25 protein-coding genes are annotated in these 25629 nt (G+C 68.0%); 11 read left to right on the top strand and 14 right to left on the bottom strand.

The genetic code is table 11. The features are described 5' to 3' along the window. Positions 1–15 precede the first annotated feature (15 nt). A complete protein-coding gene (locus ACFVWL_RS07265; RefSeq protein WP_387180376.1) occupies positions 16–1077 on the top strand; it encodes a LacI family DNA-binding transcriptional regulator in 1062 nt (353 codons plus the stop codon). Positions 1078–1097: 20 nt separating this feature from the next. Here the strand turns inward: ACFVWL_RS07265 and ACFVWL_RS07270 are convergent, their stop codons facing one another. Further along, entirely contained in the window at positions 1098–2597 is a 1500-nt protein-coding gene (locus ACFVWL_RS07270; RefSeq protein WP_387180379.1) for a hypothetical protein, read from the bottom strand. Positions 2598–2718: 121 nt separating this feature from the next. On the opposite strand from ACFVWL_RS07270, the gene ACFVWL_RS07275 reads away from it, so the two are divergent. The 7 genes from ACFVWL_RS07275 (at position 2719) to ACFVWL_RS07305 (ending at position 10307) form a co-directional block, all read left to right on the top strand. Then, positions 2719–5688, top strand: coding sequence for a Na+/H+ antiporter subunit A (locus tag ACFVWL_RS07275; RefSeq protein ID WP_387180381.1), 2970 nt, complete (start codon positions 2719–2721; stop codon positions 5686–5688). Continuing rightward, positions 5688–6314 carry a Na(+)/H(+) antiporter subunit C gene (locus tag ACFVWL_RS07280; protein WP_387180383.1) on the top strand — a complete coding sequence of 209 codons (627 nt, stop codon included), beginning with the start codon at positions 5688–5690 and terminating at the stop codon, positions 6312–6314. Before ACFVWL_RS07275 ends, ACFVWL_RS07280 begins: the two co-directional genes overlap by 1 nt. Beyond that, positions 6311–7861, top strand: a complete 1551-nt coding sequence (locus ACFVWL_RS07285; RefSeq protein ID WP_387180386.1) for a Na+/H+ antiporter subunit D — start codon at positions 6311–6313, stop codon at positions 7859–7861. Before ACFVWL_RS07280 ends, ACFVWL_RS07285 begins: the two co-directional genes overlap by 4 nt. Next, positions 7861–8451 (top strand): Na+/H+ antiporter subunit E, encoded by a 591-nt coding sequence (locus ACFVWL_RS07290; RefSeq protein WP_387180388.1) that lies wholly within the window; start codon positions 7861–7863, stop codon positions 8449–8451. Before ACFVWL_RS07285 ends, ACFVWL_RS07290 begins: the two co-directional genes overlap by 1 nt. Then, on the top strand, positions 8448–8717 hold the full coding sequence (locus tag ACFVWL_RS07295) for a monovalent cation/H+ antiporter complex subunit F (protein ID WP_387180391.1): 270 nt from the start codon (positions 8448–8450) through the stop codon (positions 8715–8717). Before ACFVWL_RS07290 ends, ACFVWL_RS07295 begins: the two co-directional genes overlap by 4 nt. Beyond that, entirely contained in the window at positions 8714–9103 is a 390-nt protein-coding gene (mnhG, locus tag ACFVWL_RS07300) for a monovalent cation/H(+) antiporter subunit G (protein WP_387180394.1), read from the top strand. The genes ACFVWL_RS07295 and mnhG overlap by 4 nt, the downstream gene beginning before the upstream one ends. 256 nt (positions 9104–9359) lie before the next feature. Continuing rightward, positions 9360–10307 (top strand): endonuclease domain-containing protein, encoded by a 948-nt coding sequence (locus ACFVWL_RS07305; protein ID WP_387180397.1) that lies wholly within the window; start codon positions 9360–9362, stop codon positions 10305–10307. Between the two features lie 32 nt (positions 10308–10339). On the opposite strand, the gene ACFVWL_RS07310 is transcribed toward ACFVWL_RS07305, so the two are convergent. Together ACFVWL_RS07310 and ACFVWL_RS07315 are read right to left on the bottom strand one after the other, a co-directional pair. Beyond that, a complete protein-coding gene (locus ACFVWL_RS07310) occupies positions 10340–11101 on the bottom strand; it encodes an alpha/beta fold hydrolase (RefSeq protein ID WP_387180400.1) in 762 nt (253 codons plus the stop codon). A 60-nt stretch (positions 11102–11161) separates the two neighbouring features. Continuing rightward, positions 11162–13873: a penicillin acylase family protein gene (locus ACFVWL_RS07315; RefSeq protein WP_387180946.1), complete on the bottom strand. Its 2712-nt coding sequence runs from the start codon at positions 13871–13873 to the stop codon at positions 11162–11164. A gap of 427 nt (positions 13874–14300) precedes the next feature. Between ACFVWL_RS07315 and ACFVWL_RS07320 the strand changes: the two genes are divergently transcribed. Beyond that, complete coding sequence (locus tag ACFVWL_RS07320; RefSeq protein WP_387180402.1) at positions 14301–14933, top strand: GntR family transcriptional regulator; 633 nt, start codon at positions 14301–14303, stop codon at positions 14931–14933. Positions 14934–15006: 73 nt separating this feature from the next. Here the strand turns inward: ACFVWL_RS07320 and argG are convergent, their stop codons facing one another. The 3 genes from argG to ACFVWL_RS07335 all read right to left on the bottom strand — a co-directional run bounded on the left by argG (position 15007) and on the right by ACFVWL_RS07335 (position 17147). Continuing rightward, positions 15007–16452 carry an argininosuccinate synthase gene (gene argG / locus ACFVWL_RS07325; protein WP_387180405.1) on the bottom strand — a complete coding sequence of 482 codons (1446 nt, stop codon included), beginning with the start codon at positions 16450–16452 and terminating at the stop codon, positions 15007–15009. A 64-nt stretch (positions 16453–16516) separates the two neighbouring features. Then, complete coding sequence (locus ACFVWL_RS07330) at positions 16517–16933, bottom strand: PIN domain-containing protein (protein ID WP_387180408.1); 417 nt, start codon at positions 16931–16933, stop codon at positions 16517–16519. Further along, positions 16917–17147 carry an AbrB/MazE/SpoVT family DNA-binding domain-containing protein gene (locus ACFVWL_RS07335; protein ID WP_387180411.1) on the bottom strand — a complete coding sequence of 77 codons (231 nt, stop codon included), beginning with the start codon at positions 17145–17147 and terminating at the stop codon, positions 16917–16919. The genes ACFVWL_RS07330 and ACFVWL_RS07335 overlap by 17 nt, the downstream gene beginning before the upstream one ends. A gap of 95 nt (positions 17148–17242) precedes the next feature. Here ACFVWL_RS07335 and ACFVWL_RS07340 point away from each other — a divergent pair, with 95 nt between their 5' ends. Both ACFVWL_RS07340 and ACFVWL_RS07345 read left to right on the top strand, forming a co-directional pair. After that, entirely contained in the window at positions 17243–17737 is a 495-nt protein-coding gene (locus ACFVWL_RS07340; protein WP_387180414.1) for a hypothetical protein, read from the top strand. Positions 17738–17852: 115 nt separating this feature from the next. Further along, positions 17853–18560 carry a ZIP family metal transporter gene (locus ACFVWL_RS07345; protein ID WP_387180417.1) on the top strand — a complete coding sequence of 236 codons (708 nt, stop codon included), beginning with the start codon at positions 17853–17855 and terminating at the stop codon, positions 18558–18560. 36 nt (positions 18561–18596) lie between these two features. Here ACFVWL_RS07345 and ACFVWL_RS07350 read toward each other — a convergent pair whose 3' ends face one another. From ACFVWL_RS07350 to ACFVWL_RS07385, 8 genes are all read right to left on the bottom strand, one after another. After that, positions 18597–19004 (bottom strand): pyridoxamine 5'-phosphate oxidase family protein, encoded by a 408-nt coding sequence (locus ACFVWL_RS07350; RefSeq protein WP_387180420.1) that lies wholly within the window; start codon positions 19002–19004, stop codon positions 18597–18599. Between the two features lie 244 nt (positions 19005–19248). Continuing rightward, a complete protein-coding gene (locus ACFVWL_RS07355) occupies positions 19249–20352 on the bottom strand; it encodes a hypothetical protein (protein WP_387180423.1) in 1104 nt (367 codons plus the stop codon). Beyond that, positions 20349–21086 (bottom strand): hypothetical protein, encoded by a 738-nt coding sequence (locus ACFVWL_RS07360; protein WP_387180424.1) that lies wholly within the window; start codon positions 21084–21086, stop codon positions 20349–20351. The genes ACFVWL_RS07355 and ACFVWL_RS07360 overlap by 4 nt, the downstream gene beginning before the upstream one ends. Then, positions 21083–22132, bottom strand: coding sequence for a VWA domain-containing protein (locus ACFVWL_RS07365; RefSeq protein ID WP_387180427.1), 1050 nt, complete (start codon positions 22130–22132; stop codon positions 21083–21085). Before ACFVWL_RS07365 ends, ACFVWL_RS07360 begins: the two co-directional genes overlap by 4 nt. After that, complete coding sequence (locus ACFVWL_RS07370) at positions 22129–23115, bottom strand: VWA domain-containing protein (protein ID WP_387180430.1); 987 nt, start codon at positions 23113–23115, stop codon at positions 22129–22131. Before ACFVWL_RS07370 ends, ACFVWL_RS07365 begins: the two co-directional genes overlap by 4 nt. Further along, complete coding sequence (locus tag ACFVWL_RS07375; protein ID WP_387180433.1) at positions 23106–23597, bottom strand: hypothetical protein; 492 nt, start codon at positions 23595–23597, stop codon at positions 23106–23108. The genes ACFVWL_RS07370 and ACFVWL_RS07375 overlap by 10 nt, the downstream gene beginning before the upstream one ends. Beyond that, positions 23584–24471 (bottom strand): DUF58 domain-containing protein, encoded by an 888-nt coding sequence (locus ACFVWL_RS07380; protein WP_387180436.1) that lies wholly within the window; start codon positions 24469–24471, stop codon positions 23584–23586. The genes ACFVWL_RS07375 and ACFVWL_RS07380 overlap by 14 nt, the downstream gene beginning before the upstream one ends. Before the next feature lie 7 nt (positions 24472–24478). Then, on the bottom strand, positions 24479–25444 hold the full coding sequence (locus ACFVWL_RS07385; RefSeq protein ID WP_387180949.1) for an AAA family ATPase: 966 nt from the start codon (positions 25442–25444) through the stop codon (positions 24479–24481). Between the last annotated feature and the right edge of the window lie 185 nt (positions 25445–25629).

Here is a 25629-nt window from a genome sequence, read left to right on the forward strand (position 1 = left end):
AGCTATCCTCGAAGTATGAGTAGCCAGGAGACGCCGCGTCGGCCCACGATCGCCGACGTCGCACGTGAGGCGGGCGTGGCGACCTCCACCGCCTCGGTCGTGTTCAGCGGCAAGGCGAACGTGGCGGCCACCACGCGGGAGCGCGTGCTCGCCGCCGCAGCCGAGCTCGGCTATGCCGGTCCTGATCCCCGCGCGGCCTCCCTGCGGCGCGGGCGCAGCGGAATCGTCGCCGTCGTTCTTGAGGGGCATCTGCGCGCGGCATTCCTCGATCCGGTGACGACCGCCATGATGGACGGCCTCACCGATGGGCTCGCCGACCTCAGTGCGGGCATCCTCCTCATGCGCGACGAGCCGGGCGAGGAGGGCGCGGCGATCACGCATGCCCCCGTCGACGCCTTCGTTCTGATCGGGTGCTCCGGGCGCACCAAGGCCTCGCTCGAAGTGGTCGTCGGCCGCGGCCTGCCGGTGGTCGTGATCGAAGGCGATGCCGGCGAGGAGATTCCCCGCATCACCCTCGACAACGTCGCGGCGTCCGCCGACGTCGCCCAGCATGTCCACGATCTCGGCCACCGCGACGTGGCACTGGTCACCCTCTCGCTCGACAGCGAGCGCGAACGGGCTCTGGTGACGCCCGAGCGCGTCGCGAACGCGACCGTCGACGTCTCGGTGCATCGACTCGAGGGGATGCGCCAGGTGTTCCCCGACGCTCCGGCGATCTCGGCGTCCGGCAGTCTCATCGACGAGGGGGTGCTGGTCGGACGGATGCTCCTGACCGACCCGGCCACCCGACCGACGGCGGTGCTCGCGCAGAGCGACCTGCTCGCGGTGGGAGTGATCCGCGCGGCGGAGGAGCTGGGACTCCGCGTGCCCGAAGACCTCTCCGTGGCCGGCTTCGACGGCATCGAGGTCGACGGTCTCGGCGACCTCACCCTCACCACCAGCGTGCAGCCCGCGGTCGAGAAGGGCCGCGCGGCGGGGGAGCAGGTCGCCCGCATGCTCCGCGGCGAGCCCGGGGCCACGCAGCACCTCACCTGCGTCTTCCGTGCCGGCACGACGACCGGACCCGTCCCGCGCTGAGCGCAGTCCCGCCGGCCGCCTCAGCTGTGCGGTGGGCCGAGCGGCAGAACGGTGTCGCCGAAGTCGAGGATGCGATATCGCCCGCACTCGATCACCTCGTCGGGGATCGCCGGTGTCGGCAGTTGCCACGCGACGGTCTGCGCATCCTCCACGAGGAACGACACCCCGTCGACGTCGAAGTCCCCTCGGTCCACGAGCCACGCGTAGCCGTTGAGCTCATGATCGACCTGCACGAGACGGGCGGGGTCCTCCACGTGCAGCTTCGGCAGTCGAACGGTCCAGAACTGCCCGCCACCGATCCGTGCCGAGGAATCGACCCAGTCGGTCACACAGGTGAGGTCTGGATCGGGCGCCGCGCTCAGATCGACGATTCGGGGAACGCTGAGCGCGCCGCCGACCGCGAGCAGCACAGCGGCAGCGCCGGCGAGGAGAGACGGCACCCCGACGGGCATCCGCCAGGAACGCGGAGCGGCCACCAGCGCGAGCACCGGTGCGAAGGCGAGGGGCTGCAGGTATCGGGCGGCGTGCGTGCCCAGGCCGATCGCTCCGATCACGACGAGAACGGGCATGACCCACGCGGCCGTGGCGACGAACCGCGAGCCGGGGTCTTCCCCTCGCACCGTGCGTAGGATCGCCAGCACGACGAGAGCGATCACGATCAGGGTGCCGATGGCTCCGGTGGGCGTCGCCAGGCGATCGGCGAGGAGACCGCCGTAGTAGCCCAGGGACTCCACCCACCGCTCGGGCTGGATGTAGCCGGCACCGGTGTTGGCGATCCATGCCCGAAGGGGAATGCGACCGAGGAAACCCAGTGCGGTACCGATGACCAGCACGACGATGAGCATCGCCACGCGGATCCGCCGGGGCGAGCGGATGATCATCGCGGCCAGGAGAACGGTGATCGGAATGGTCGCCCAGACGGCGAACAGCGGATTCGAGAGCGTGGACACCGCCGCGGTCACGCCGAGCGCGATCAGGAGTGCGGCCCCGCCCTCGTCGCGGTCGATCACCCGCCGCACGAAACCGACGCACAGGACGGCGGCTACCACGGTCGCGGAGTAGTAGGTGGTCGTGATCAGCAGAGACGCGAGCTCGAGCGCGTCCCGTGATCCCGACACGTCGGTCATGGCCAGGACGCCGAACACCGCGAGCCCGAGCAGTGCCCACGTGACCGGTGCCGTGTCATCCCGCCGACGCCCCACCACGAGCCGGAGTGCACCGTAGAGGGCGAGCATGTTGATCACGGCATTGACGATGAGCACACCGTTCACGTCGAGCGGGAGCACCGCGTCGAGGCCGGCGAACACCGCGGCCTCGGGCACGAACAGCACACTCGACATCGCCCAATCGAGCGGGGCCCCGGAGAGGACGGACCGTGCGAACATGCCCACGATCAGGGAATCTCCGTCACGGAACAGCAGCTCGGAGCGGGCGGATGAAGCGACCTGCGCCACCGTGACCATCGCCACGGCCAGTGCCCCCGACCAGCCCGCGAGCTCTCGAACCCAGACCCGCCGCATGGGCCTACTCTCGCACGATCGTGCAAACGTGGACCTCAGGAACCTCTCGCGCCGGTAAACTGGTCGGACACCCGCCCGCCTGTGCCGAAAATGGCCGACGAGCCCTGAGGGAGCCGCGTATATGCTGATGCTCCTCGCTGTGTTCCTCCTCGGGTCGCTGCTGATGCCCGTTCTGGTGCGCTGGCTCGGAGCTCAGGCTTTCGCCATCGCCGCTCTCGTCCCGGCTGCGGCCTTCGTGCACGCGCTCGTCATGACGCCGCAGGTGCTCGACGGACCGGTGCCGTTCGAATCGATCGAGTGGATCCCTCAGCTGGGTCTGAACCTCTCCATGAACATGGACGTGCTCGGCTGGGTGCTCACCCTGATCGTCACGGGCGTCGGGGCCCTGGTTCTCCTCTACTGCCGCTGGTACTTCTACGAGGACTCGGCGGGAGTCGGCCAGTTCGCCGGTGTCCTGCTGGGCTTCGCCGGCGCCATGTACGGCCTGGTCCTGACCGACGACCTCGTCATCCTCGTCATGTTCTGGGAAGTCACGAGCATCCTCTCGTACCTCCTCATCGGCCACTACCGCCGTCGCGCGGCCAGCCGACGTGCGGCGCTGCAGGCCCTGCTCGTGACGACGCTCGGCGGCCTCGTGATGTTCGTCGGCGTCGTGCTGCTCGTCGTCGACACCGGCACCTCGAGCATCCGCGAGATCCTCGTGATCGCCCCCAGCGGGCCTCTGATCGACGCCGCGATCGTGATGCTCCTGGTCGGAGCCATCAGCAAGTCGGCGCTGTTCCCGTTCCACTTCTGGCTGCCCGGTGCGATGGCCGCGCCCACGCCGGTGAGTGCGTATCTGCACGCGGCCGCGATGGTGAAGGCCGGCATCTATCTGATCGCCCGCTTCGCACCGATCTTCGCGTTCAGCACGACGTGGCGGCCGATCGTCGTCACCCTCGGCATCATCACGATGCTGCTCGGCGGCATCCAGGCCCTGCGCGAGACCGACCTCAAGCGCATCCTCGCCTTCGGCACGGTGAGCCAGCTCGGCTTCTTCGCCATCGTCGTCGGTTACGGCACGCAGGCGACCGCGCTCGCGGGCCTCGCCCTGGTCATCGGGCACGCGCTGTTCAAGTCGGCGCTGTTCCTGATCGTCGGGGTCATCGACCGCCAGCTGTCGACCCGTGACATCAACGAACTCTCGGGCGTCGGTCGACAGGCGCCGGTCATGGCGACCGCGGCATTCATCTCGGTCGCCTCGATGGCCGGTATCGCGCCGACCATCGGTTTCGTCGCCAAGGAGTCCACGCTCACGGCCCTCCTCGACGATGCGCAGGGTGGTTCCCCCTGGGGTCTCGTCGCGCTGATCGGGATCGTGCTCGGGTCCATGCTCACTGCGGCATATGGTGTGCGCTTCCTCTGGGGCGCGTTCTGGAAGAAGCGCGACGAACAGGGTCAGCAGCTGCCAGACACGGCATGGCCCGACCCTCCGGTCGGCTTCCTGTCGGCGCCGATCATCCTCGCCGGTGTCACACTCGCCGCGGGCATCGGCTCCCCTGCCCTCGACACGGCGCTTCAGGGATACGCACTCACCGCGACTCCGGGTCTCGACCACGCGGGTGAAGCCGTCGAAGGTCCGGGCCACCTCGCGCTCTGGCACGGCTTCGAGCCCGCGCTGGGCATCTCGATCCTCTCGATCCTGCTCGGCATCGGACTCTTCCTCCTCACCCGGCGCACCGGGTGGGACCGCAAGGCGCGGATGCTGCGCTTCACGGCGGCAGACGTCTACTACCTCGTCATGCGGGGCGTCGACCGGCTCTCGGTGCTCAGCACCACGCTCACGCAGCGAGGCTCGCTGCCGGTCTACGTCGGCACCATCTTCGTGGTGTTCGTCGCCGCCGAGGTCACGGCGCTGATCGCGAGCGACATCGATCGGTACAACCTGTCCCTGTGGCACACCCCCGCGCAGATCGTCATCGCGCCGATCATGGCGATCGCCGGCATCTTCGCCGTCCGGGCACAGAAGCGCTACACCGGTGTGGTGCTGGTCTCGGTCACCGGCCTCGGCATGGTCGTGCTGTTCGCGACGAGCGGCGCCCCCGACCTCGCGCTGACGCAGATCCTCGTCGAGACGGTCACGATGGTCACGTTCGCGCTCGTGCTCCGTCGCCTCCCCGCGCGCATGGGCGAGCACAACGCCTCGGTCGGGCGGATCCCCCGCGCACTGCTGGCGATCGGTGTGGGCGTCACGATGGCGTTCGTCGCCGTCGTCGCCACCCAGTCGCGAGTCGCCGACCCGATCTCCGAGGCGTTCCCGAAGCTCGCGTATGAGATCGGCCACGGGAAGAACGTCGTCAACGTGGCGCTGGTCGACCTGCGCGGCTGGGACACGATGGGCGAGCTCTCGGTGCTCGTGCTCGCCGCGACCGGCGTGGCCTCCCTCGTGTTCGTCACGCACCGCGCCGACCTGCTCGCCGCCACCAAGAACCTCCCGCGTGCGACGCGCAAGGCCGCCCGCAGCCGACCGCTCGTCGAGACCACCGAAGGCATCCGCTTCCAGAACTCCGAGAACGAGAGCAGCCCGCGGGCGTGGCTCGTCGGCGGTCAGAAGATGAAGCCCGAGAACAGGTCGATCCTTCTCGAGGTGATCGTCCGCATCCTGTTCCACACGATCATCGTGGTGTCGATCTTCCTGCTGTTCTCCGGCCACAACCTGCCGGGCGGTGGCTTCGCCGGCGGTCTCGTCGCGGGCATGGCTCTGGTGATGCGCTACATCGCCGGCGGTCGCTGGGAGCTGGGAGCCGCGGCCCCCACCGACGCCGGACGACTGCTCGGCACCGGCCTCATCCTGGCCGTCGGCACCGCCGTCGTCCCCCTGTTCTTCGGCCTCGCACCCCTGACCAGCACCTTCTGGGAATGGGAGATCCCGGGAATCGGACACATGGAGTTCGTGACCTCGACCATCTTCGACGTGGGCGTGTACCTCGTCGTGATCGGTCTCGTCCTCGACGTGCTGCGCAGCCTGGGCGCCGAGGTCGACCGTCAGGCGGCCCTGCGCACGACGCCGGGTCCTGAAGGCTTCCTCTCCCGGGTCGGGAGGAGCAGCTGATGGACGTCTCCCTCACCCTGATCGTCATCATGGCCATCCTTTTCGCGTGCGGCGTGTACGCGATGCTGGAGCGCAGCCTGACCCGCGTGCTGATCGGCTTCCTGCTTCTCGGCAATGCCACGAACCTGCTGCTGCTGATCGTGATGGGCGTTCCGGGAAATGCTCCGTTCTTCGGCACGGAAGGGCAGATGAGCGACCCGCTTCCGCAGGCGCTCACCCTCACCGCCATCGTGATCACGTTCGCGGTCTCGGCCTTCCTCCTGGCGTTGATCTACCGCTCCTGGCAGCTGGGCCAGGCCGACACGGTCGAGGACGACGAGGCCGACATCGCGCTCCGCGAGCGCACCGACGCCGACGAAGACCTCATGGACGACGAGTCCGAGACCGACGACGACGAGGCGACCACCGACTTCGTCGGCGTGCAGACCGCACCGATCACGGTGCTGCACATGCGCGATCACCCCTCGATCCACGACGATGCGCCGTTCGACGCTCCGACCGGATGGGGGAGCGAACCCTCCGAACCCTCCGAGCCCTCCGGAACCTCCGAACCCTCGGACGAGGGCCGTGAATCGAGCCCGGACGAACCCCATGACCACGACGAGAACGAGGAGGGCAGGCCATGACCGCCCTCGTCCCGCTCCTCGTCGCACTGCCTCTGCTCGGCGCCGCCGTCACTCTCGTGTTCGGGCGGAACGCGCGCCTCCAGGTCGTCGTCACGGTGGCCACCCTCGCCGCGGTCTCGGTGATCGCCGCCGTCCTCCTGGTCGTGGTCGATTCCGGTGCTCCGCTCGCGGTGTCCGTCGGCGGCTGGCCCGTGCCCTTCGGCATCGTGCTCTACGTCGACAGGCTCGCCGCACTCCTGGTGCTCATCTCCAGCATCGTTCTCCTCGCGGTCCTGCTCTTCTCCATCGGTCAGGGCGCCGCGGACGGCACCGACGAGACGCCGATCTCGATCTTCAACCCCTCGTACCTGATCCTCGCGGCCGGCATCTTCAACGCCTTCATCGCGGGCGACCTCTTCAACCTCTACGTCGGCTTCGAGATCCTGCTCGTCGCCTCGTACGTGCTGATCACCCTCGGCAGCACCGAGTCCCGCATCCGCACCGGCGCGGTCTACATCGTCGTCTCGCTGGTCTCGTCGATCCTGTTCCTTGCGTCGATCGCGATGATCTACGGCGCGCTCGGCACGGTCAACATGGCGCAGATCGCCGAGCGGATGTCCGAGCTCCCGCAGGAGACGCAGCTGGTGCTGCACCTGATGCTCGTGGTGGCGTTCGGCATCAAGGCCGCCATCTTCCCGGTGTCGTTCTGGCTTCCCGACTCGTACCCGACCGCCCCGGCCCCGGTCACCGCGGTGTTCGCCGGCCTGCTGACGAAGGTCGGCGTGTACGCGCTGATCCGCACCGAGACGCAGCTCTTCGCCTCGAACAGCATCGACACCCTGCTGCTGATCATCGCGCTCGCGACCATGATCGTCGGAGTGCTCGGCGCCGTGGCGCAGGCCGAGCTCAAACGAATCCTGTCGTTCACGCTGGTCAGCCACGTCGGCTACATGATCTTCGGCCTCGCGATAGCGACGCCCGCGGCGATCGGCGCCACGGTGTACTACATCGTGCACCACATCGTCGTGCAGACCACCCTGTTCCTGGCCGTCGGCCTCGTGGAACGTCGAGCGGGAAGCACCTCGATCCTGCGCGTCAAGGGACTGCTGAAGGTCGCACCCCTGATCGCCATCCTCTACTTCGTGCCCGCGATCAACCTCGGTGGACTGCCACCCTTCTCGGGTTTCATCGGCAAGTTCGCGCTGTTCGAAGCGGCGGCATCGGTCGGCACTCCGATCATGATCGTGCTGATCTTCGGCGGCATCATCACCTCGCTGCTGACCCTGTACGCCCTGATGCGCGCCTGGAACCTCGCCTTCTGGCGCGAGGAGGAGGACTCCACCGAGACCGAGGGACGCATCTCGTACCTCGGCAATGCGCCGGCTGCCGACGAGCAGCAGGAGCGTCGTCGCATCCCGAAGATCATGACCGTCGCCACCGGCGGAATGGTCGCGGTCACCCTGGCCCTGACGATCTTCGCCGGCCCCCTCTACGCGCTCTGCGACCGCATCGGCGCCGCGCTGCTGCAGCCGGTGAGCCTCGTGCAGCTGGAAGAGGAGGTGGGCTGATGGCGCGTGACACCCGGCGTCACCTCTGGCGCGACATCCGCGTGCAACTGCCCTTCCTCGCGTGGCTCGTGGTGCTCTGGATGCTGCTGTGGGCGCAGTTCACCGTGCTGTCTTTCCTCACCGGACTCGTCGTGGCGATCTTCGTCACCCGCGTCTTCCGCCTGCCGACCGTCGCGCTCTCGGGCCGGATCAACCTCTGGTACGCCGCCCTCTTCGTGGTGCAGTTCCTGTTCGCGGTGCTGAGGGGTGCCCTCTCGGTCACCGTGCAGGTGTTCGACTTCCGCCGCCAGCCGGGCACGGCCATCATCGCGGTGCCGTTGCGCTACGCCGACGACCTCGTGATGACGCACGTCGCCGTCGTGTCATCGCTGGTTCCCGGATCGCTGATCGTGGAGACCGACCGCGACCGGCGGATCCTGTACCTGCACGTGATCGGTGTGCGGACCCTCGACGACGTGGAGAAGCAGCGCGCCGGAGTGCTCCGCTGGGAGCGACGCGTGGTGCGTGCCCTCGGCGACCCCGCTCAGTATCGCGCCCTCAAGGCCGACGAGCGTGCCGGTGTCGATTCGATGAAGGGCGGTGCCCGATGAACATCCTGCTGCTGCTGATCATGGTGGTGTTCGGCATCGCCGCCGTCCTCGCTTTGATCCGCATCGTGCGCGGTCCATCCATCCTCGACCGTGCGGTCGCCTCCGACGTGCTGCTCACCGAGGTGATGTGCGTGATCGGCGCCGAGATGGCGATCAACGGTCATACCCGGAGCATCCCGGTGCTCCTGATCATCGCGGCCATCGGAGTGTTCGGGTCGATCGCCGTCGCCCGGTTCGTCGCGAGAAGGGACAACACGACACCATGAACGTGTTCGGTCTCATGATCCCGGATGCCGTCATCGACGTGGCGGTCCTGGTGCTCATCCTGCTCGGCGCCGTGCTGTGTCTGTCGGCGGCGGTCGGACTGCTGCATTTCCGCGACGTGCCGTCCCGCCTGCATGCGGCGACCAAGCCCCAGGTGCTCGGACTGCTGCTCATCTGCATCGCGATCGCGCTGTCGCAGCGCTCGATCGGCGGCATCCTGCTCGGATTCGTGCTGGTCGCGCCCATCGTGCTGATGCAGTTCGCGACCGCTCCGCTCTCGGCGCACATGGTCGGGCGGCAGGCCTACCGCAACGGCACCATCGAGCAGCGCGGTCTCGTCGTGGACGAGCTCGCCGAGTCGAAGCAGACCCCGCCCGCCGCAGGCTGACCCGGACCGCAGGTCCTTCTTGCCGTGCTGAATCTTTGCGGTTCATAACTCAGGACGTTCTGCCGTAGCGCACCAGAATTGACGCGTTCCGGCGAGAAGCGCTCATCTTTTCCTGAGATGTGTACGCGCGGAGCCGCGAACTCTCTGCCGGAGCGAGATCGATTCGAGTCCCCTCCACAGCAGGGGCATTCGCGAAAGTGATCCACATTGCGTTTGAGTGTGCCCAGGCGGGACCACGTTTCGGCACGCTCTCGTTGTGCCCAAACCGACACCGCTGCAACTCTCACTCGCCTTGTTCACTCCGATGCTCCACACACGCGACGACCTGCTCAGCCTGGGAATGACGACGCGACAGATCACCTCCGCAGTGCGTGGCGGGCGACTCGTCCGGCTAAGACGGGACAGGTACGCGCGTCCCGGCGTCGATGCCAAGGTCGCGGATGCGGTCCGCATCGGAGGTCGCATCACATGTCTCTCGCTGTTGCAGATGGTCGGAGTCTTCGTGCTGAAGGTCTCCACGGTGCACGTGCAGGTCACGCCCCATAGCTCTCGATTGGGCATCGTGAAGTCGGGTGATCCGCACCTTCACTGGACGAAGGATCCGGACTGCCTTCAGCTGCATACCACCTCTCTTCGCACGGCGATCAAGCATTCGGTGCGCTGCCAGCCCCCGCGGGCCGCGGTGGCGACTCTCGACAGCCTGGTGTATCACGGGCTCATCACTCGGGTGCAGTTGGAAGAGCTGTTCCGCGAATTGCCCCCTCGGTTCGGGACCCTGGTCCGGCTCGTTGACGCTTCGGCGGAGTCCGGCCCGGAGACGCTCGTCCGCCTGATGCTCCGCTCCATCGGTGTGTCCTTCGAGACCCAGGTATTCATCGAGGGGGTGGGTCGCGTGGATTTCGTCGTGGAGGGCTGGCTTGTCATCGAGTGCGACAGCAAGGAATTTCATGAAGGGTGGAAAAAGCAGAAGCAGGATCGAGGTCGCGATCTGGCCGCGGCACGCCTCGGCTACGTGACGGTCCGTCCGTTGGCTGCGGACATTGTGCACCGACCCGATGTAACTCAGCAGACGCTGCGCGAGATCATCGACATGATGGGCCCGAATCTCGCGCCCGAATCTCGTTCACATTCCAGGAGAAACAAGGCCAAACGTGTCAGAGATGCCCGGAACGGGGCCGAATCGACCTACCGTCCTGAAAACTGAACAGGCGGAGCCCGGCGACCCCGGCTGCCGGATCAGAGGCGGGCGGCGAACTCGTGGATCAGGCGTGCCGCGGGCTCCGAGTCGCTGATCAGCGTGCCGTGACCGTGGTCGGGGATGACTTCGAGGTCGGCGCCCGGGATGGCGTCGAGGATCTCGCGGCACCAGCTCATCGGCGCGAGGGGATCGTCTTCGCCGCGAAGCACCAGCACCGGGCACTCGATGCGGACGAACGCGTCTTCCGGCTCGTGCACGATGGTCGCGCGCATCTTGCGGAAGAGGTGAGGGCCGCCGCGGAGGTACTCTCGGGCCCCACGCCAGATGACCAGGGGTCGTTCGCCGACGAGGTCGGTCAGCAGGTACCGGGCCTGGGCGCCGATGTTGCGGGCCGCCTTGTTCACCGTGGGGCCGGCGAGCACGACTCCCTCGACGAGAGACGGATGCCGCGCGGCGAGCTCGGCCGCGATCTGACTGCCCATCGAGTGTCCGATCACCACGACGGGCCCCGAGCCGACGTGCTGGAGGTAGGCCGCGACCAGGTCGGCGTGCCGTTCCATGGTCAGGGTGCGTGTGGGTTCGGGCGCTTCACCGAAGCCCGGCAGGTCGAGCGCGATGACGCGTCCCTCGAGGCGCTGCACGATGTCGAGGTAGACGCTGCGGCCCATGCCGATGCCGTGCAGGAGAAGGTACGTGTGCGGTCCGTCGCCGAAGGTCTCGGCGATGAGGGTCGCACCTCCGTGCTCGAACTCCAGGAGCGTGACGGAGGTGCCCTTGGGGGCGAGATAGCTGGATGGCACCCACCAACGGTAGCCGAGCATCCTGAGGCGCCGCTCGGGACGCCGTCGCGCGCCCTTCGCTCAGCCGGCCGGAGTCAGCGCCAGAGTGTCGACGGCAGCCGCCTTCACCGCCTTCGCGGAGTAGGCCCACGGCTTCTGGATGCCTGCTGCCCAGTCCGCCGTCTGATCCGTGTAGTGCTCGTTGTACGCATGGCCGGAGGCGCCGGTGAGGTGGTTCCACGTCGACGCGTCGAGATCCGACAGGTCGATCACCATGCGCATCGACGGCACGGTGGTGGTCGCATACGAGACGCCGAGCTCCCACCCGGTCGCATTCACCACGGACGCACCTCCGCCCACCGGGAACGGCCCTCGGTTGAAGAGCGCTTCGATCGGCGCGATGCCCGAGGAGCCGAGTGTCTCGCTGGTGAGGGTGATCGCGTGCAGGTCGCCCCAGTTCCAGCGCGAGACGGCGGTGCCCTGCAGGGCCGCGAGCTCGTCGTAGGCCTCTTCCGCCGACAGTGCCAGCATCTGCTCCATGCCGTCGACGTCGATCTGCTCGTCGACCCAGAGCGGGTCGGAAGGATCGGCCAGCATGTCGGAGACGACGGTGAAGAGCCGGCCTTGACCGTCGATGGGGAGGGGCTGCTCGCGCTCGGCGAAGATGTTCTGCACCAGGTTCGACCACAGCACGTTCGCATAGGCGGCGGCCGCGGACGATGCCGAGTTCTGGCCATCCCATCCCTGCAGCAGCTCCACGGCCTCGGTCGGGCCGGCGCCGGATACGTCGATGTCGGCCATGGCGGTCGCCAGTTGAGTGCCGATCCACATCTCGTCGTCCATCTGGATCTCGCGCATGTCGTCGGCGGTCAGGGGTGCGACGGCCGCGCGCCGCTCGATGAGGTGGGCGATCCGCGCCGCGCGATACCCGTAGTCCCAGTCGCGGGAGAGGAAGTAGGCGTAGTCGTCCGTCACGATCGCGTTGTTCGCGGTCACGATGTAGCCGGAGTTCGGGTTGTACGACACCGGCAGCTCCTCGAACGGGATGAAGCCCGTCCAGTCGTAGCTGCTGTCCCACCCGGGTTGGGGCATCCATCCGTCGCCGGCACCGCGGATCGGGAGGCGGCCGGGAGTCTGGTAGCCGATGTTGCCTTCGGTGTCGGCGTAGATGAGGTTCTGCGCCGGCACGTCGAAGAGCGAGGCTGCGTAGCGGAAGTCCTCGAAGTCCTGCGCGGTGGAGAGCGCGAAGATCGCGGTCGCCGCGGTGCCGGGGTCGAGGGCCGTCCACCGCAGGCTCACGGCGTATTCGGCATCGTCGTCGGAACCGGGGGCCGGGGTGGTCGGGGCGACCCCCTCGGCGTCGAGGGCGGGTTCGGGGTCGTCGGCGATCGCCGTGAAGTCGTCGGTGAGGCCGGAGATGAGCGGACCGTGCACGGTCGAGCGGATGGTCAGCTCGATGTCGTCGCCGCCCGCGACCTTGATCGTCTCGGTGCTCTCCTCGAGGGGCACCAGCGCACCGTCGCGCCAGTACTGGTCACCCTCCACCCGCTCGATGTAGAGGTCGGTGACGTCGGTGGTGAGGTTCGTGAATCCCCAGGCCACCTTCTGATTGTGGCCGATCACGACGCCGGGGAGCCCGGAGAACGAGAAGCCTCCGACGTCGAACGGGCACGCCTCGTTCACGGTCGAGCACTTCAACTGCACCTGGTACCAGACCGACGGGAGGGATGCTCCGAGGTGCGGATCGTTCGCGAGCAGGGGCATCCCGGTCTCGGTGAGGTCTCCGGAGACGACCCAGGAGTTCGATCCGATGCCCTCGCCGACATCGCCGACCAGCACGCTCGCCGCCTCGATGACGTTCGAGGTCTCCTGCCATTCGATGGTCGTGGATGCCTGCTGGACCTCGCCCTCCGTCTCGGCGGAGGTGAAGGCCGCGGGCTCCGCGTCGGTGCCGAGGGCGGGAACGGTCGAGATCTTCGGGACGATCACGGGGTTCTCGTCGAACGGGTAGTCGGGGTAGAGCTTCGCGAGCGTGTCGCCGACGGCTGCGCTCTCTGTGCCGTCGCCACCCGTGCCGTCGCCACCCGTGCCGTCGCCACCCGTGCCACCGTTGTCCGTGCCACCGCTCAGCTCAGCGGCGAGCAGTGACCGTTCGGTCTCGTCCTCGATGTTGCCGCGGAGGTCCCAGGCCATGGCCTTGAGCCAGGCGACGGAGTCCGCGGGTTCCCACGGTTCGGGCGCATACTCGGGGTTCTGCAGCCCGATCACGGCGTACTCGAGCGACAGCTCGGCGCCCGACCGGGAGGCCAGGTACGCGTTCACGCCATCCGCATAGGCCTCGTAGTAGCCGCGCGTGGTCTCGTCCATCGCCTCGACCTCGGCCTCGGCGACCTTGCGCCAGCCGAGCGTGCGCAGGAACGCGTCGGTCCCCGCCTGCGACTCCCCGAACATCTCGGCGACACGGCCGGCGGTCACGTGCCGACGGAAGTCCATCTCGAAGAACCGGTCTTGGGCATGCACGAATCCCTCGGCATAGAACAGGTCGTCAGTCGAGTCGGCGGTGATCGTCGGGGTGCCGCGGTCATCGCGCTGCACGGTGACCTCGGCCGCGAGCCCGTCGAGCTCGATGGATCCCTCGGTCTGCGGGAAGGAGCGCTGGATCGTCCAGGTCACGAAGAACGCCGCAGCCACGGCGACCACGACGATCGCGGCCACCACGAGGAATGCGATGCGTCCGATGCGAACACCCAACGAGGGGCGTGAAGGTGCGGCGGACTCCTGCGAATCGGTCATCATCGTCGAGAACTCTTTCGGGTAGACAGGTGGAACTCAGTCCCACCGAGCCCCAGTGCGCGTTTCAGGGTCGCGCCTTCGCATCATATCCGCCCCGGCGCTCGCCGCGAGTTGTTCCGTGACGAGCGTCCGACCGATCACCCGATCAGGCTCGGCTGCAGATCACGCAACGTGCGCCGGTGCGTCATCCGGGTCACCCCGATCGTCGCGAACAGGAGCGCACCCGCGAGTCCGCGTGCACAGCTTCTTTCAGAACCAGCTGTGTTATGTTACGCGTTGCGCGCTGGCGCGTATATGGGGTGGCGCCGGTTCCGGATGTGAGAAAGTCCGGTTCGCGTGTGTCGACCGTTCGAGTGGTGGGGGAACCGCTGTGGTCGAGGGAGGGTGTGATTTGGCAGGCATCGATGTCGCGCGGGAACGACGAACGATGAGTGATGACGTCTATCGCAGGCTGCGAGATGCGATCGTCGATGGTGAGCTGAGGCCGGGGGAGCGCCTGCGCGACTCGGAGCTCGCGGAGGACTTGGGGACCTCCAAGACGCCCGTCAGACATGCTCTGGCGCGTCTGGCCGAACAGGGGCTCGTCGAGATGCAGCGAAATCGCTCCACGCGGGTTGCCCCGCTCGACCTCGACCGGATCCGGGATGCGATGGCGGTCTTCGGCGACAGCTGGATCGGCTCGGTTCGGCACGCGATGCCGCAGATCCAGGAGGATGACGTCACCTACCTCGTGGACTTGACCGAGAACATGTTCACCGCGGGGCGGCAGCGAGATGTGCTGGCCTATGGCGTCGCCCTGCGAGCCATCGCGATCGGCTTCGCGCGTCTCGAGGGCAATGCCGTGCGGGAGTCCGTGATCGAGCTGCTCGGACCGCAGATCCGACGCTTCACGCAGCACGCGGGCGGCTCGTTCGATTGGGTGGCGAGCGAGAAGTCCACGCTCGAGATCCGCGAGGCCATCGTGCGTCGCGACGCGACTCAGGTGCGCGCGGCCCTCGTGATCCTCTTCGACGATGTGCTTCCGAGCATCATCGACCGCACTGCGGCGGACGATCGCTGAGCGAACCGGGGCCTGAACGCACGATGCGCCGACACCCGGAGGGCGTCGGCGCATCAGTGCGTGCGTCGGTGGGTCAGTCGGTGCCCGAGTCGAAGGCCGCGCCCTCGGACGCCGAGTCGACCGCCTCGGCGAGGGTTTCATCGGCCTCGGAGATCGAACCGTGGACCGACTCGGTGATCTCGCTCGACTCGCCGGCGGTCACACGGCCGACGAGCTCGCCGGTCGCACCTCCGACGAGGCCGAGTCCGGCGTACTGCTCGAGGCGGGCACGCGAGTCGGCGATGTCGAGGTTGCGCATGGTGAGCTGGCCGATGCGGTCGACCGGGCCGAAGGCGGCGTCGCCGACGCGCTCCATCGACAGCTTCTCGGGGCCGTACGAGAGGTTCGGTGAGACGGTGTCGAGGATGGTCCAGTCATCGCCGCGGCGCAGACGGATCGTGACGGTTCCCGAGATCGTGAGGCCGACCCAGCGCTGGATCGACTCGCGCAGCATGAGCGACTGCGGCTCGAGCCAGCGGCCCTCGTACATGAGGCGGCCGAGGCGGCGACCCTGCTCGTGGTAGGTCGCGAGGGTGTCTTCGTTCAGGATGCCGTTGACCAGGCGCTCGTAGGCGATGAACAGCAGCGACATGGCCGGGGCCTCGTAGATGCCGCGGGACTTCGCCTCGATGATGCGGTTCTCGATCTGGTCGCTCATGCCGAGGCCGTGGCGTCCGCCGATCGTGTTCGCCTCCATGACGAGAGCCACCGGGTCGGAGTACTCGACGCCGTTGATGGCGACGGGGCGGCCGGCCTCGAACGTGACGGTGACGTCTTCGGTCTCGATCGCCACGGACGGGTCCCAGAACTTCACGCCCATGATCGGGTCGACGGTCTCGAGCGAGACGTCCAGGTGCTCGAGCGTCTTGGCCTCGTGTGTCGCGCCCCAGATGTTCGCGTCGGTCGAGTAGGCCTTCTCGGCGGAGTCGCGGTACGGGAAGTCGCGGGCGACGAGCCAGTCGCTCATCTCCTTGCGGCCGCCGAGCTCGGTGACGAAGTCGGCGTCGAGCCACGGCTTGTAGATGCGCAGACGCGGGTTGGCGAGCAGGCCGTATCGGTAGAACCGCTCGATGTCGTTGCCCTTGTAGGTGGAGCCGTCGCCCCAGATGTCGACGCCGTCCTCCTTCATGGCGCGCACCAGCATGGTGCCGGTGACCGCGCGGCCGAGGGGCGTCGTGTTGAAGTAGGTCTTGCCGCCGGAGCGGATGTGGAACGCACCGCAGGAGAGGGCGACGAAGCCCTCTTCGACCAGGGCGGTCTTGCAGTCGATCAGACGCGAGGCCTCGGCGCCGTACTCCAGCGCGCGGCCGGGGATCGATGCGATGTCATCCTCGTCGTACTGACCGAGGTCGCCGGTGTACGTGAAGGGAACGGCGCCCTTCTCGCGCATCCACGCGACGGCGACGGAGGTGTCGAGTCCTCCGGAGAAGGCGATGCCGACGCGCTCGCCGACGGGCAGGGACTGGAGGACCTTGGACATGACTCCCAGTCTATCCGCGGGCGGCGTGTCGCCCTGTCTCGCCTCATTGCGTGCGAGGGGGGCCTCAGGCGAGGAGGACTTCGACCTGCAGTGCGGCATAGGTGCCCATGGCCCGGCGATCGCACGTGAGGAGCGGGACGGCTGCATCGCGTGCGGCCAGACCGACGAGTCCGTCGTAGACCGACCCTCCGGCGATGCCGGCGTTGGCGAAAGTCGTGATCGCGGTCTTGGCCGAGGCGGCGGAGAGCGGTGCGAAAGCAGGGAAGGATCGCTCGATGATCTCTCGTGCGCGATCGGGACTGACGCGTGCTGCACCGGGCATGCGCGTCAGCACTGAATAGGCCTCGATGGCCGCGTGCCCGGCGAGGCCGAGCACGCGATCCTGCGTGAGTTCGAGCACACGTTCGTGCGCGGGATTCCTGTCATGAACCAGCGCGATCGCGGCGCTCGTATCGAGGAGGAGATCAGCGCTGATCGGCAAGTCGCAGCTCCCGGATGTCATCCACGGTGAGTGTCGGTCCGCCCGTGATGACGAGACGCCCGCCCTTCTCGATGAGGTTGTCGGGGGCCTCGATCTCGATGCGGATGCCGTTGCCGTCGAGGATGAGATCGACAGGACCAGGGATCAATCCGACGCGCTCGCGGAGCGCAGCGGGGATGACGATCCGCCCTGCCTTGTCCATGGTTGCCTTCATGCCATGAGAATACCATTCGAATGGTGCAGCGCGGGGGTGAGGCCGGTGCTTCATATCGGTGGTTCCCGTCCAGGATCCGCCGCTACATTGTGGCCATGCAGAGAGCAGGGTCGCGCAGGTGGTGGTTCATCGCGGGAGGTGCGATTCTCGCCGCGATTCTGGTCGTGCTTGTCGTCCTGGCGGTCCACGCCTTCCGTGGGTCGACGCTCGCGCGGCAGGACATGGCGGCGCACCTGTCGTTCCCCGCGACGTATCACGGCTTCGAAGAGGCCTCGGAACTCACCGGTTTCACGCTCAGGGAAGACGGATCAGCCGAGGTCTCGGCGCTGATGCTCGGCACCGAGGAACGGGAGCTCGACGACGGGCGGGTGTGCCTCAACGGCGACGTGACCCCGTTCGTCGGGAAGGCCAGCTGGCGGACGGACGATGCGGGGTGGGTCGTCATCGAGGCGGGTGACCGGCAGACGCGCCTGAGCCAGGACGATCCGATGCTCATGGGCTGGGGTTGGGGCAAGGTCTATGTCCTGACGCCCTGCACCGAGGAGTACACGGCGACGTTCGTCACCCCGAACGCCGACTACTCCGACTGAACGACATCCTCGTGACGTGATGGGTCGACGCACGCACGACACGTCTCCGTCTTCGCCGATGTCGAGCCGGCAGAGCGCCGCGGAGGTGGGAGAGTAGGGCGCACGGAGGTCGGACATGGGTGGAGCAATCCTGTGGGGTGTGGTCGCGGCCGCGCCGCTGTTCATCGGTGCGGTGCTCGCGCTGCTGCGCACCTGGCCACCGCGCTGGCTCGGCATCGTGCTCGGATTCGGCGCGGGCGCGCTGATGGCTTCGATCGCATTCGAGCTCTGGGAGGAGGGGCTCGACCTCGCCGGACCCGTTCCCCTCGTTGTCGGCGTCGCGGCGGGAGCGATCAGCTACTACATCGCCGACCGCATCCTCGATGCCCGGGCCGCGAAGAGCAAGGAGCAGGCGGGTGGAGGTCAGCTCGCCGTGGGCGCTCTGCTCGACGGCATTCCCGAGCAGCTGGTGCTCGGTATCGGCCTCGCCTCCGGTGAGCCGGTCAGCATCGCGCTCGTGGTCGCGATCCTGGTCTCGAACCTTCCGGAGTCGATCGGCTCGGCAGCCGACCTGCTCGAAGGTGGCATGGCGAAATCACGTGTGCTGCTGCTCTGGGCGGGCGTGGCCGTGATCTGCGCGGTCGCCACCGTCGCCGGCTTCGGCCTCGCGAGCATCACCGGCGACGACTTCCGTTCGGCGGCGAGCGGCTTCGCGGCCGGAGCGCTGCTCGTCATGCTGGTCGACTCGATGATCCCCGAGGCGCAGTCCAAAGCCAAGGAGTCGACGGGACTGGCGACCGTGCTGGGCTTCGCGCTCGCCGCGGGTCTGGCCCTCGCATCCTGAGCGCAGAGGAGCGACAGGCTGTGGTCCGCCTGCGCGTCAGTCCTTACCGCGGAACTGATCCCGGCGGACGCTTCGGCCCGTGATGCTCTCGATGCGGAACGACAGCGGAAGGTTCCGATCCTCGCCCGCCCATGGGTGCACGCGAGCAGCCTCGCCCGCCGCTTCGTCATCGGGGACCCGCGAGAGGCTGCCGTGCATCAGCACGCTCCATGCCGTGTTGCCGAGCGGGTCGTGATAATCCACCTCGAACGCGACCTCCAGCGGCTCGCGGGTCAGAATTCCCAGCACGCCGTCGGGGGCGGTGCGAAGGAGCAGGTCGTGACCGGAGACCGCGAAGTTCACGGGAAGGATCTGCACCCGACCCTCGTGAACGAAGCCGACCCGGCCGATCGTGGTGGTGGTCAGCAACTCGTAGGACTGCTGCTCGTCGAGCACTCGAATCATGCGCGCATCCTTCCCTCTGGCGCCAGGCTATCCAGCGCGGTACGCGCCTTCAAGGGAGTCCGCCGGATGCCGAAGCGGTATACCCCGCCATCCGGCGGACTCGAACCGTCGGATCGGCCTCGGCTGGCGGGTTACTCTCGTTTGCGGCGTGCGGGAGGCTGACGGAACGCCGCTGCGATGGCGGCCGAGGACAAAGGAGTTCTGATGACTGACACGACCCTGGCGCGACCGCGCTGAACGCCGGTCACTCGAAACCGGGGTAGTCCTGCAGCCTGGTCTCGAACTCCTCGCGATCGGCTTCGCTGAGCACCCCGCTCGCGATCACGGTCAGCTGCAGGCCCTCGAGGGGCTCGCCGGTGCGGGCGTTCTGCGCCTCGCGCGAGGCCAGGAATCCGCCGTCCCGATCGTTCGACAGGTCGTTGATGGTGGCGTAGAAGCGCAGGGGATCGGGGAAGTTCTCGGTGTAGTACTCCCACGTCGTCTGCGTGCGCGGATCGTCGCTGCCGTACAGCTTCGCGATCATCCCGGTGTCGATGCCCGACATCGTCGGATCGTTGAAGGAGTACAGGTCCCACAGGCCGTGGTCGACGACGACCTCGCTGATCACGGCCATCACCTCGAGCTTGCGGTCGTAGTCCTGGATGGGTTCGTTGGTCGCCCAGGAGGCGGAGGTGTACTCCACCAGCATCGACTCGCCGCCGTAGCCGTTGCGCTCCGGTCGCAGGTCTTCGTCGCCCACCGGCGTCCAGGAGTAGCCGAACTCCTCGGTGAGCCGCGCGCGGACGTCGGCGAACATCGCATCGGCCTGTGCGCGCACCTCTTCGAGCGACTGCTGTGAGAGAGTCTGCTGCGGATCGGTGCCCTTGATCGCGGGATAGGCCTCTGCGTGCTTCTGCGCGGCTGTCTTCGTGCCCTCGTAGTTGCCGGAGGCCGAGGTCTGCAGGGCGCTCATGCCGCCGACGGTGGCGACGTTGAACAGCATCGTCACGACCAGGGCGATCGCCCCGAGCATCCGCCCGCGTGCCGAGAACAGGGCGGCGACGATGACGGCGACCACCACGAGCTGCAGGGCGAGCATCGTGATGCCGTAGAGCAGGTCGGTGGCGGCCGCGATCAGGGTGCCGAGCAGGATCACGGCGAAGAGGATCGATGTGGCCAGCGCGATCCAGCCGAGGGCGTTCGCCGGCTTCTTCGGTTCGACCGCCGGTGCAGGCGCCACGACGGTCGGGCTGGGTGTCGGTCCGAACGCCTCACGCCGCGCCCCGCGATAGCCGCCGGGTGGGGGAACGGGTGGAGCGCCTTCGGTCCCCGCGATGTAGCGCGCGCGCTGCTTCTCGTGATCGCTCACCACGGCTTCTCCGTTCCCGAACCGCCGGGGTCGTCGCCCTGCTGCTGATCGCGTTCCTGTGTGCCCTGCTCCAGCTTGTCCTGAAGGCCCTTCAGCTTGTCGTCGGTGGGCTGCTCCTTCTCGCCGGGCTGCGGTTGGGGCTGCTGCTCCTGCTCCTCCTGCTGCTTCTGCTTCAACCGGTCGGCCGTGCCGTCGAGGGAGTCCACCATGTCGCGTTGAGGGTCGGGCGACTGCTGCTGGGCCTCGTCGCTGCGGCATTCCTCGGGGGTCTCGACCGTGATCGTGAGCGCCTCGCCGTAGAGTGCGGCGGCACCCGCGCCATCACCATCCGCGCGGGCGGCATCGCCCATGCGTTCGACGACCAGCGCGAGGTTGATCCGCACCGCGCACACCTCCAGCCCGGTCGAGAGGTCGAGTGCCTCCTCGAGCTGGGTCCGTGCTTCCGGCAGCTGCTCCGCCCCGCCGAGCGCCGTGCCGACGTTGAACGGCGCCTTGTACGGCTCGAACCAGTTCAGGAACTCCTGTCCGCGCGCCGAGGCCTCCGACCCGGCGAAGTCGTCCACCACATAGGCGGTGATGGACTGGTGCGCGAACGCGTACATGCTCAGCAGCTTGCCCACGAAGAGCAGCGCCGCGAGGGTGAGGGGAATCGTTCCGATCGCGACCCAGCGACGGATGCGGCGACGACGCCGATTCGACCGGAGAAGGGCGGCGGCTTCATTCGGCATCGTCATGAGGTTCCTCCCCGCCCTGGGCGCTGCCGCGGCGCGCGCAGTTGCCGGAGCCGTGCGATCAGCGTGGTGGCGCGCGTGAGCTCCACGCCCAGGATGGCGAGGATGAGAAGTGCCGCGATCCAGTACAGCTCGGTGACGTTGCCGACCTCGCCCGAATCGGCGTAGTCGGTGGTGGTCGAGGGGGCCTCGGGGAGGGCGGGTGCGGCATCCGCCGTCCGGTGCGCGTACTCGACGCCGAGCTCGTCGGCGATGGCCTCGAGGTTCGACTCGTCGATCACCGAGAGCGCGTCCGCACCCTGGTACTGGATGTAGTCGTCGCCCTGATCGGAGACTCCGCCCGTGGTGATGCGCATGGGTCCGCCCTCGGCGGTGCCGTATCCGAACACCGCGCCCGAATCGGTGTACTTCTCGCTCGAGCTGAACGACTCCGGCGGTGTGTCGACGGTCTGCTCTCCGTCACCGAAGTAGAACACCATGCGCGAGCGGTCGGGAGACGACTCGGCTGCCGACGCGAGCGTCTCCGACAGCAGCGGGGCGGCGATGCCGATGGAGCTTCCGTGGGACTGGCTGGTCACCTCGGGGCGCAGCACCTCGAGAGAGCCCATGAGCGCGGTGGTGTCGGTGGTCAACGGCATCCGCAGCTCGGCCGCCGAATCCGAGGTGATGAGGGCGAAGCGCGCACCCGGATACTCCTCGACGAGCGCCTGCACGTCGTCGCGGATGCCGTCGAGCCGCGGTTCGCCGTCGCCCCAGTCCTCCGCCACGATGCTCGCGGTGGTGTCGACGACGAGCACGATGTCGGTGTCCGTCGCGAGGGTCTGGGTGGCACCGCCGGGGATGCCCGGACGCAGCATCATCGCGAAGCAGGCGAGCACCAGCAGCAGTCGCATGACCCACAGAGCACGATGCCCGGCGAGCGCTCGACGATCGGTGATCGATACTCCGGCGGATGTCGGCGGGCGCACCAGCACCCAGACGGCGAGGACGGCGACGGGCGCGCACAGCAGGGCGATCAGCAGCGGGTCGAGCACGGGTTGGAAGATCACAGTCGCACCCTCCACAGCACCACGACGAACCCGAGCAGGCAGATCGAGAGCACCACGATCCACAGGTTCGGAGTGTCGGTCCAGAGCACCTGCGCCTTCCCGCGCAGCTCGGTCGCCTCCTGCTCCTGCACCTGGGTCACGATGTCGGAGACGGTCGTCGTGTCGCGCAGGCCGAACGCGGCGCCGCCGGTCGCCTCGGCCGCAGCGCTCAACTCCGCGCTGACGTCGGCATCCTTGCCCTGAACCGGGTTCAGCGCGAAGACCCGCACGTCCTTCGAGGCGGCGTAGGCGGCCGCCTCTTCGAGTGTCACGATCGAGGCGCCGTTGACCTCGTTGTCGGTGGCGAAGATCACCGAGCGCGAGCGGTCGTCGTCCGGGTTGTCGAAGCCCATCGTGCAGGCGGCCAGACCGTCTCCGATCAGCGAGGCTCCGTCGCCGTTGAGCGTGCCGATCCAGTGCTCCGGAACACCGGTTCCGCGATCGAAGCTCTGGATCATGCTCTCGACGTGCTCGCGGACGAAGTCGTAGTCGTCGGTCAGGGGGAAGATCTGCACGGGCGAGCTGTTGAAGATCGTCAGCCCGATCCGCTCGCCCTCGAAGTCGTCCAGCAGTTCGTCGAACACCGTCAGCACCTCGACATCGACCTCGGTCATGGAGCCGGAGACGTCGAGGCACAGCATGATGTCGCGGCTCGTGTCGATGGGTTGCACGGTCTGCACCGACATCGGTCGCGCCGCCACCACACCCGCCACGATCGCGGCCGTCGCGCCGAGGGCGAGGATGCCTGAGAGGGCGAGCGCCCGTCGCGTCAATGCACGGCGGAACGAGGGCAGCGTGCGTAGGCGCTCGGCGCGGGCGATGCGGGCGGCGTCGCCACCCCGGGCGCGCCCGTTCCGCCGGAGTCCGACCACGAGGCCGATCGTGAGCGCGATCAGCACGACGGCGACCGCGGCCCACAGCATCCAGACGTTGGCTAGTGCCACGTGCGCACCACCGTCCTGGCCGCCTCGGCGCCGGCCACCGGATCGATCACCGGTCCCGGACGGAAGATGCTCGGGTAGTAGTGCCTGCCCAGCGCATCGATGAGCGCGGGGTGCACGCCGCGTGCGACGAGGTCGTCGAGGGCGAGGACCGGAGCCTCCAGGCCGCTGTACTCGTTCACGAAGGCGCGGACGACCCGGCTCAACTCGAGGTTCGCCTGCCGGGCGGAGAGGCGGCGTTCGAGGTACTCGGACTCGATCTGCTGGATGCGCGTCTGATACTCGGTGCGCAGCTGCGAGAGCACGTCGATGACCAGCGGAGCCTGCCCCGCGTTCGCGTCGGCGACCGCCAGGGTGCGACGCGGCCGGGTGAGCGCGATCAGCAGCCACGCTCCCAGGGCCAGCAGCGCGAGGATGCCGATCGCGAGCAGCATCCAGCCCCAGCCGTACTGCGCCGGCGGATAGAGCTCGTCAGACCCGGGCATTCGACCTCCGATTCAGCAGCGTCAGCAGCTGCGCGACGGCGTCGTCCTGCCCGTTCAGCGTGGAGTGGCTGATCTCCATGCGGGTGAGGAGTTCGGCGAGGTGTGCGGCATCGGCCTCGCGCTGTGCGGTCAGCTCCTGCACGATCTCACGGTCGCCCTGCACGAAGCCCGGTACCTGCCAGCGGCTGTCGACGTCGGTGCGGACGCGCCCGGTGGCGTGGTCCAGCACGGGTTCGGCGTCGCGCAGCGTGAGCCACAGCACGTCGTGCTGCACGCGCAGTCGGCGCAGCATCCGCTCCGTCTCGCTCGTGACGGGGGCCTCGTCGGTGATCACCACCACGATCATGCGTCGGGCGATCGTGCGGGTGACGAACGACAGGAGGGCATCGCGGTCGCTCGGTGCGCTGCTCTCGTCGATGGCACGGTCGATCGTGCGCAGCGCGTGTTCGAGCGCCCCCTCGCTGCGACCCGGCGCGAGCCGGCGCACCTTCGCGGAGTCGCCGTAGACCGTGGTGAAGTCGTCGCCGTGGCGCAGGGTCAGCACGCCGAGCACTCCGGTCGCCAGGATCGCCAGCTGCTTCTTCGACTGCTCGTCGGCGGCGAGAGCCGACATCGACCGCCCGGTGTCGACCACGAACAGCACGGTGTGCATGCGCGTCGCACGCGACCGCTTCACCAGAGGCGTTCCCAGCCGGGCGGTCGCCCGCCAGTCGATGTCGCGCACCTGATCGCCGTACTCGTACTTGCGCAGGTCTTCGAAGTCGAGGCTCCGCCCGCGCAGCAGCGACGCGTAGGCGCCGTCGAGCGCGTGCAGCGACTTGCGCGTCGAGTGGATGAAGAGCTTGCTCTTCACCTGCGTGATCAGGCTGGTCATGGACGGGTCAGGGCGTGGGAACCGACGCGAAGATCTGGTCGATGATCTCCTCGCTGCGGATGCCCTCGGCGTCGGCCTCGAACGTCAGCAGCACGCGGTGGCGGAGGACCAGGTGCCGCAGCTCCCGGATGTCTTCGGGCAGCACGTGCGAGCGGCCCTTGAGCAGTGCCAGCGCTCGCGAAGCCTGCAGGAACGCGATGCTCGCACGCGGACTCGCGCCGTACTTGATGAAGCGCGCACGCTCCTCGCCGATGTACGGCGCAGGGTTCCGGGTGACGTAGGCGATCGACACGATGTAGTTGCGGATCGCGGGGTCGACGTAGATGCGGCTCGCCACATCCTGCAGCAGGTGCACATCGTCGAGGCTGACGGCGCTGGCCACGTGCCGGTCGGGGTCGAGCACCCCGGAGTCGATGCGGCTAAGCACCTCGAGCTCTTCGGCGGGGCTCGGGTACTCGACGATCTCCTTGAGCAGGAAGCGGTCCATCTGCGCCTCGGGCAGCTCGTACGTGCCCTCCTGCTCGATCGGGTTCTGCGTCGCGATCACGAGGAACGGCTTCGGCAGGTGGTGGATCTCTCCGCCGATCGTGGTCTGGTGCTCCTGCATCGCCTCGAGCATGGCGCTCTGCGTCTTGGCGCTGGAGCGGTTGATCTCGTCGAGAAGCACGAAGTTCGCGTGCACGGGGCCGAGCACGGTGCGAAACGAGCCCGTCGCCGCGTCGTAGATCTGGTTGCCCGTGATGTCGCTCGGCAGCAGGTCGGGCGTGCACTGGATGCGCTTGAACTGCGCCTTCACCGTGTCGGCGAGGGTGCTGGCCGCGGTGGTCTTCGCCAGCCCCGGCACGCTCTCGAGCAGGATGTGCCCGCCAGCGATGAGGGACACCAGCAGGCTCGTGCGCAGCCGGTCCTGGCCGACCATCTTCGCGGAGTATGAGGCGGAGATGATCCGCAGCACCTCGGAGGCCCTGGCCATCTCGGCGTCGGTCGGTGCGCTGCTCGTCGTGGAGGGTGAGGCTGCGGGGGCGGGGGCCTGCGCGGGAGCGGGCGGAGGCGGTGGCACTGACGGACCGCGTGTCGGTGCCGGTGCAGGGTAGGGCTGACTCATGGGTGTCTCCTCGCTCGCGCGGGGGAAGCATGTCACGCCAATCCCCGTGAACA

It is taken from the genome of Microbacterium sp. NPDC058269 (assembly GCF_042881445.1).
GTDB lineage: Bacteria > Actinomycetota > Actinomycetes > Actinomycetales > Microbacteriaceae > Microbacterium.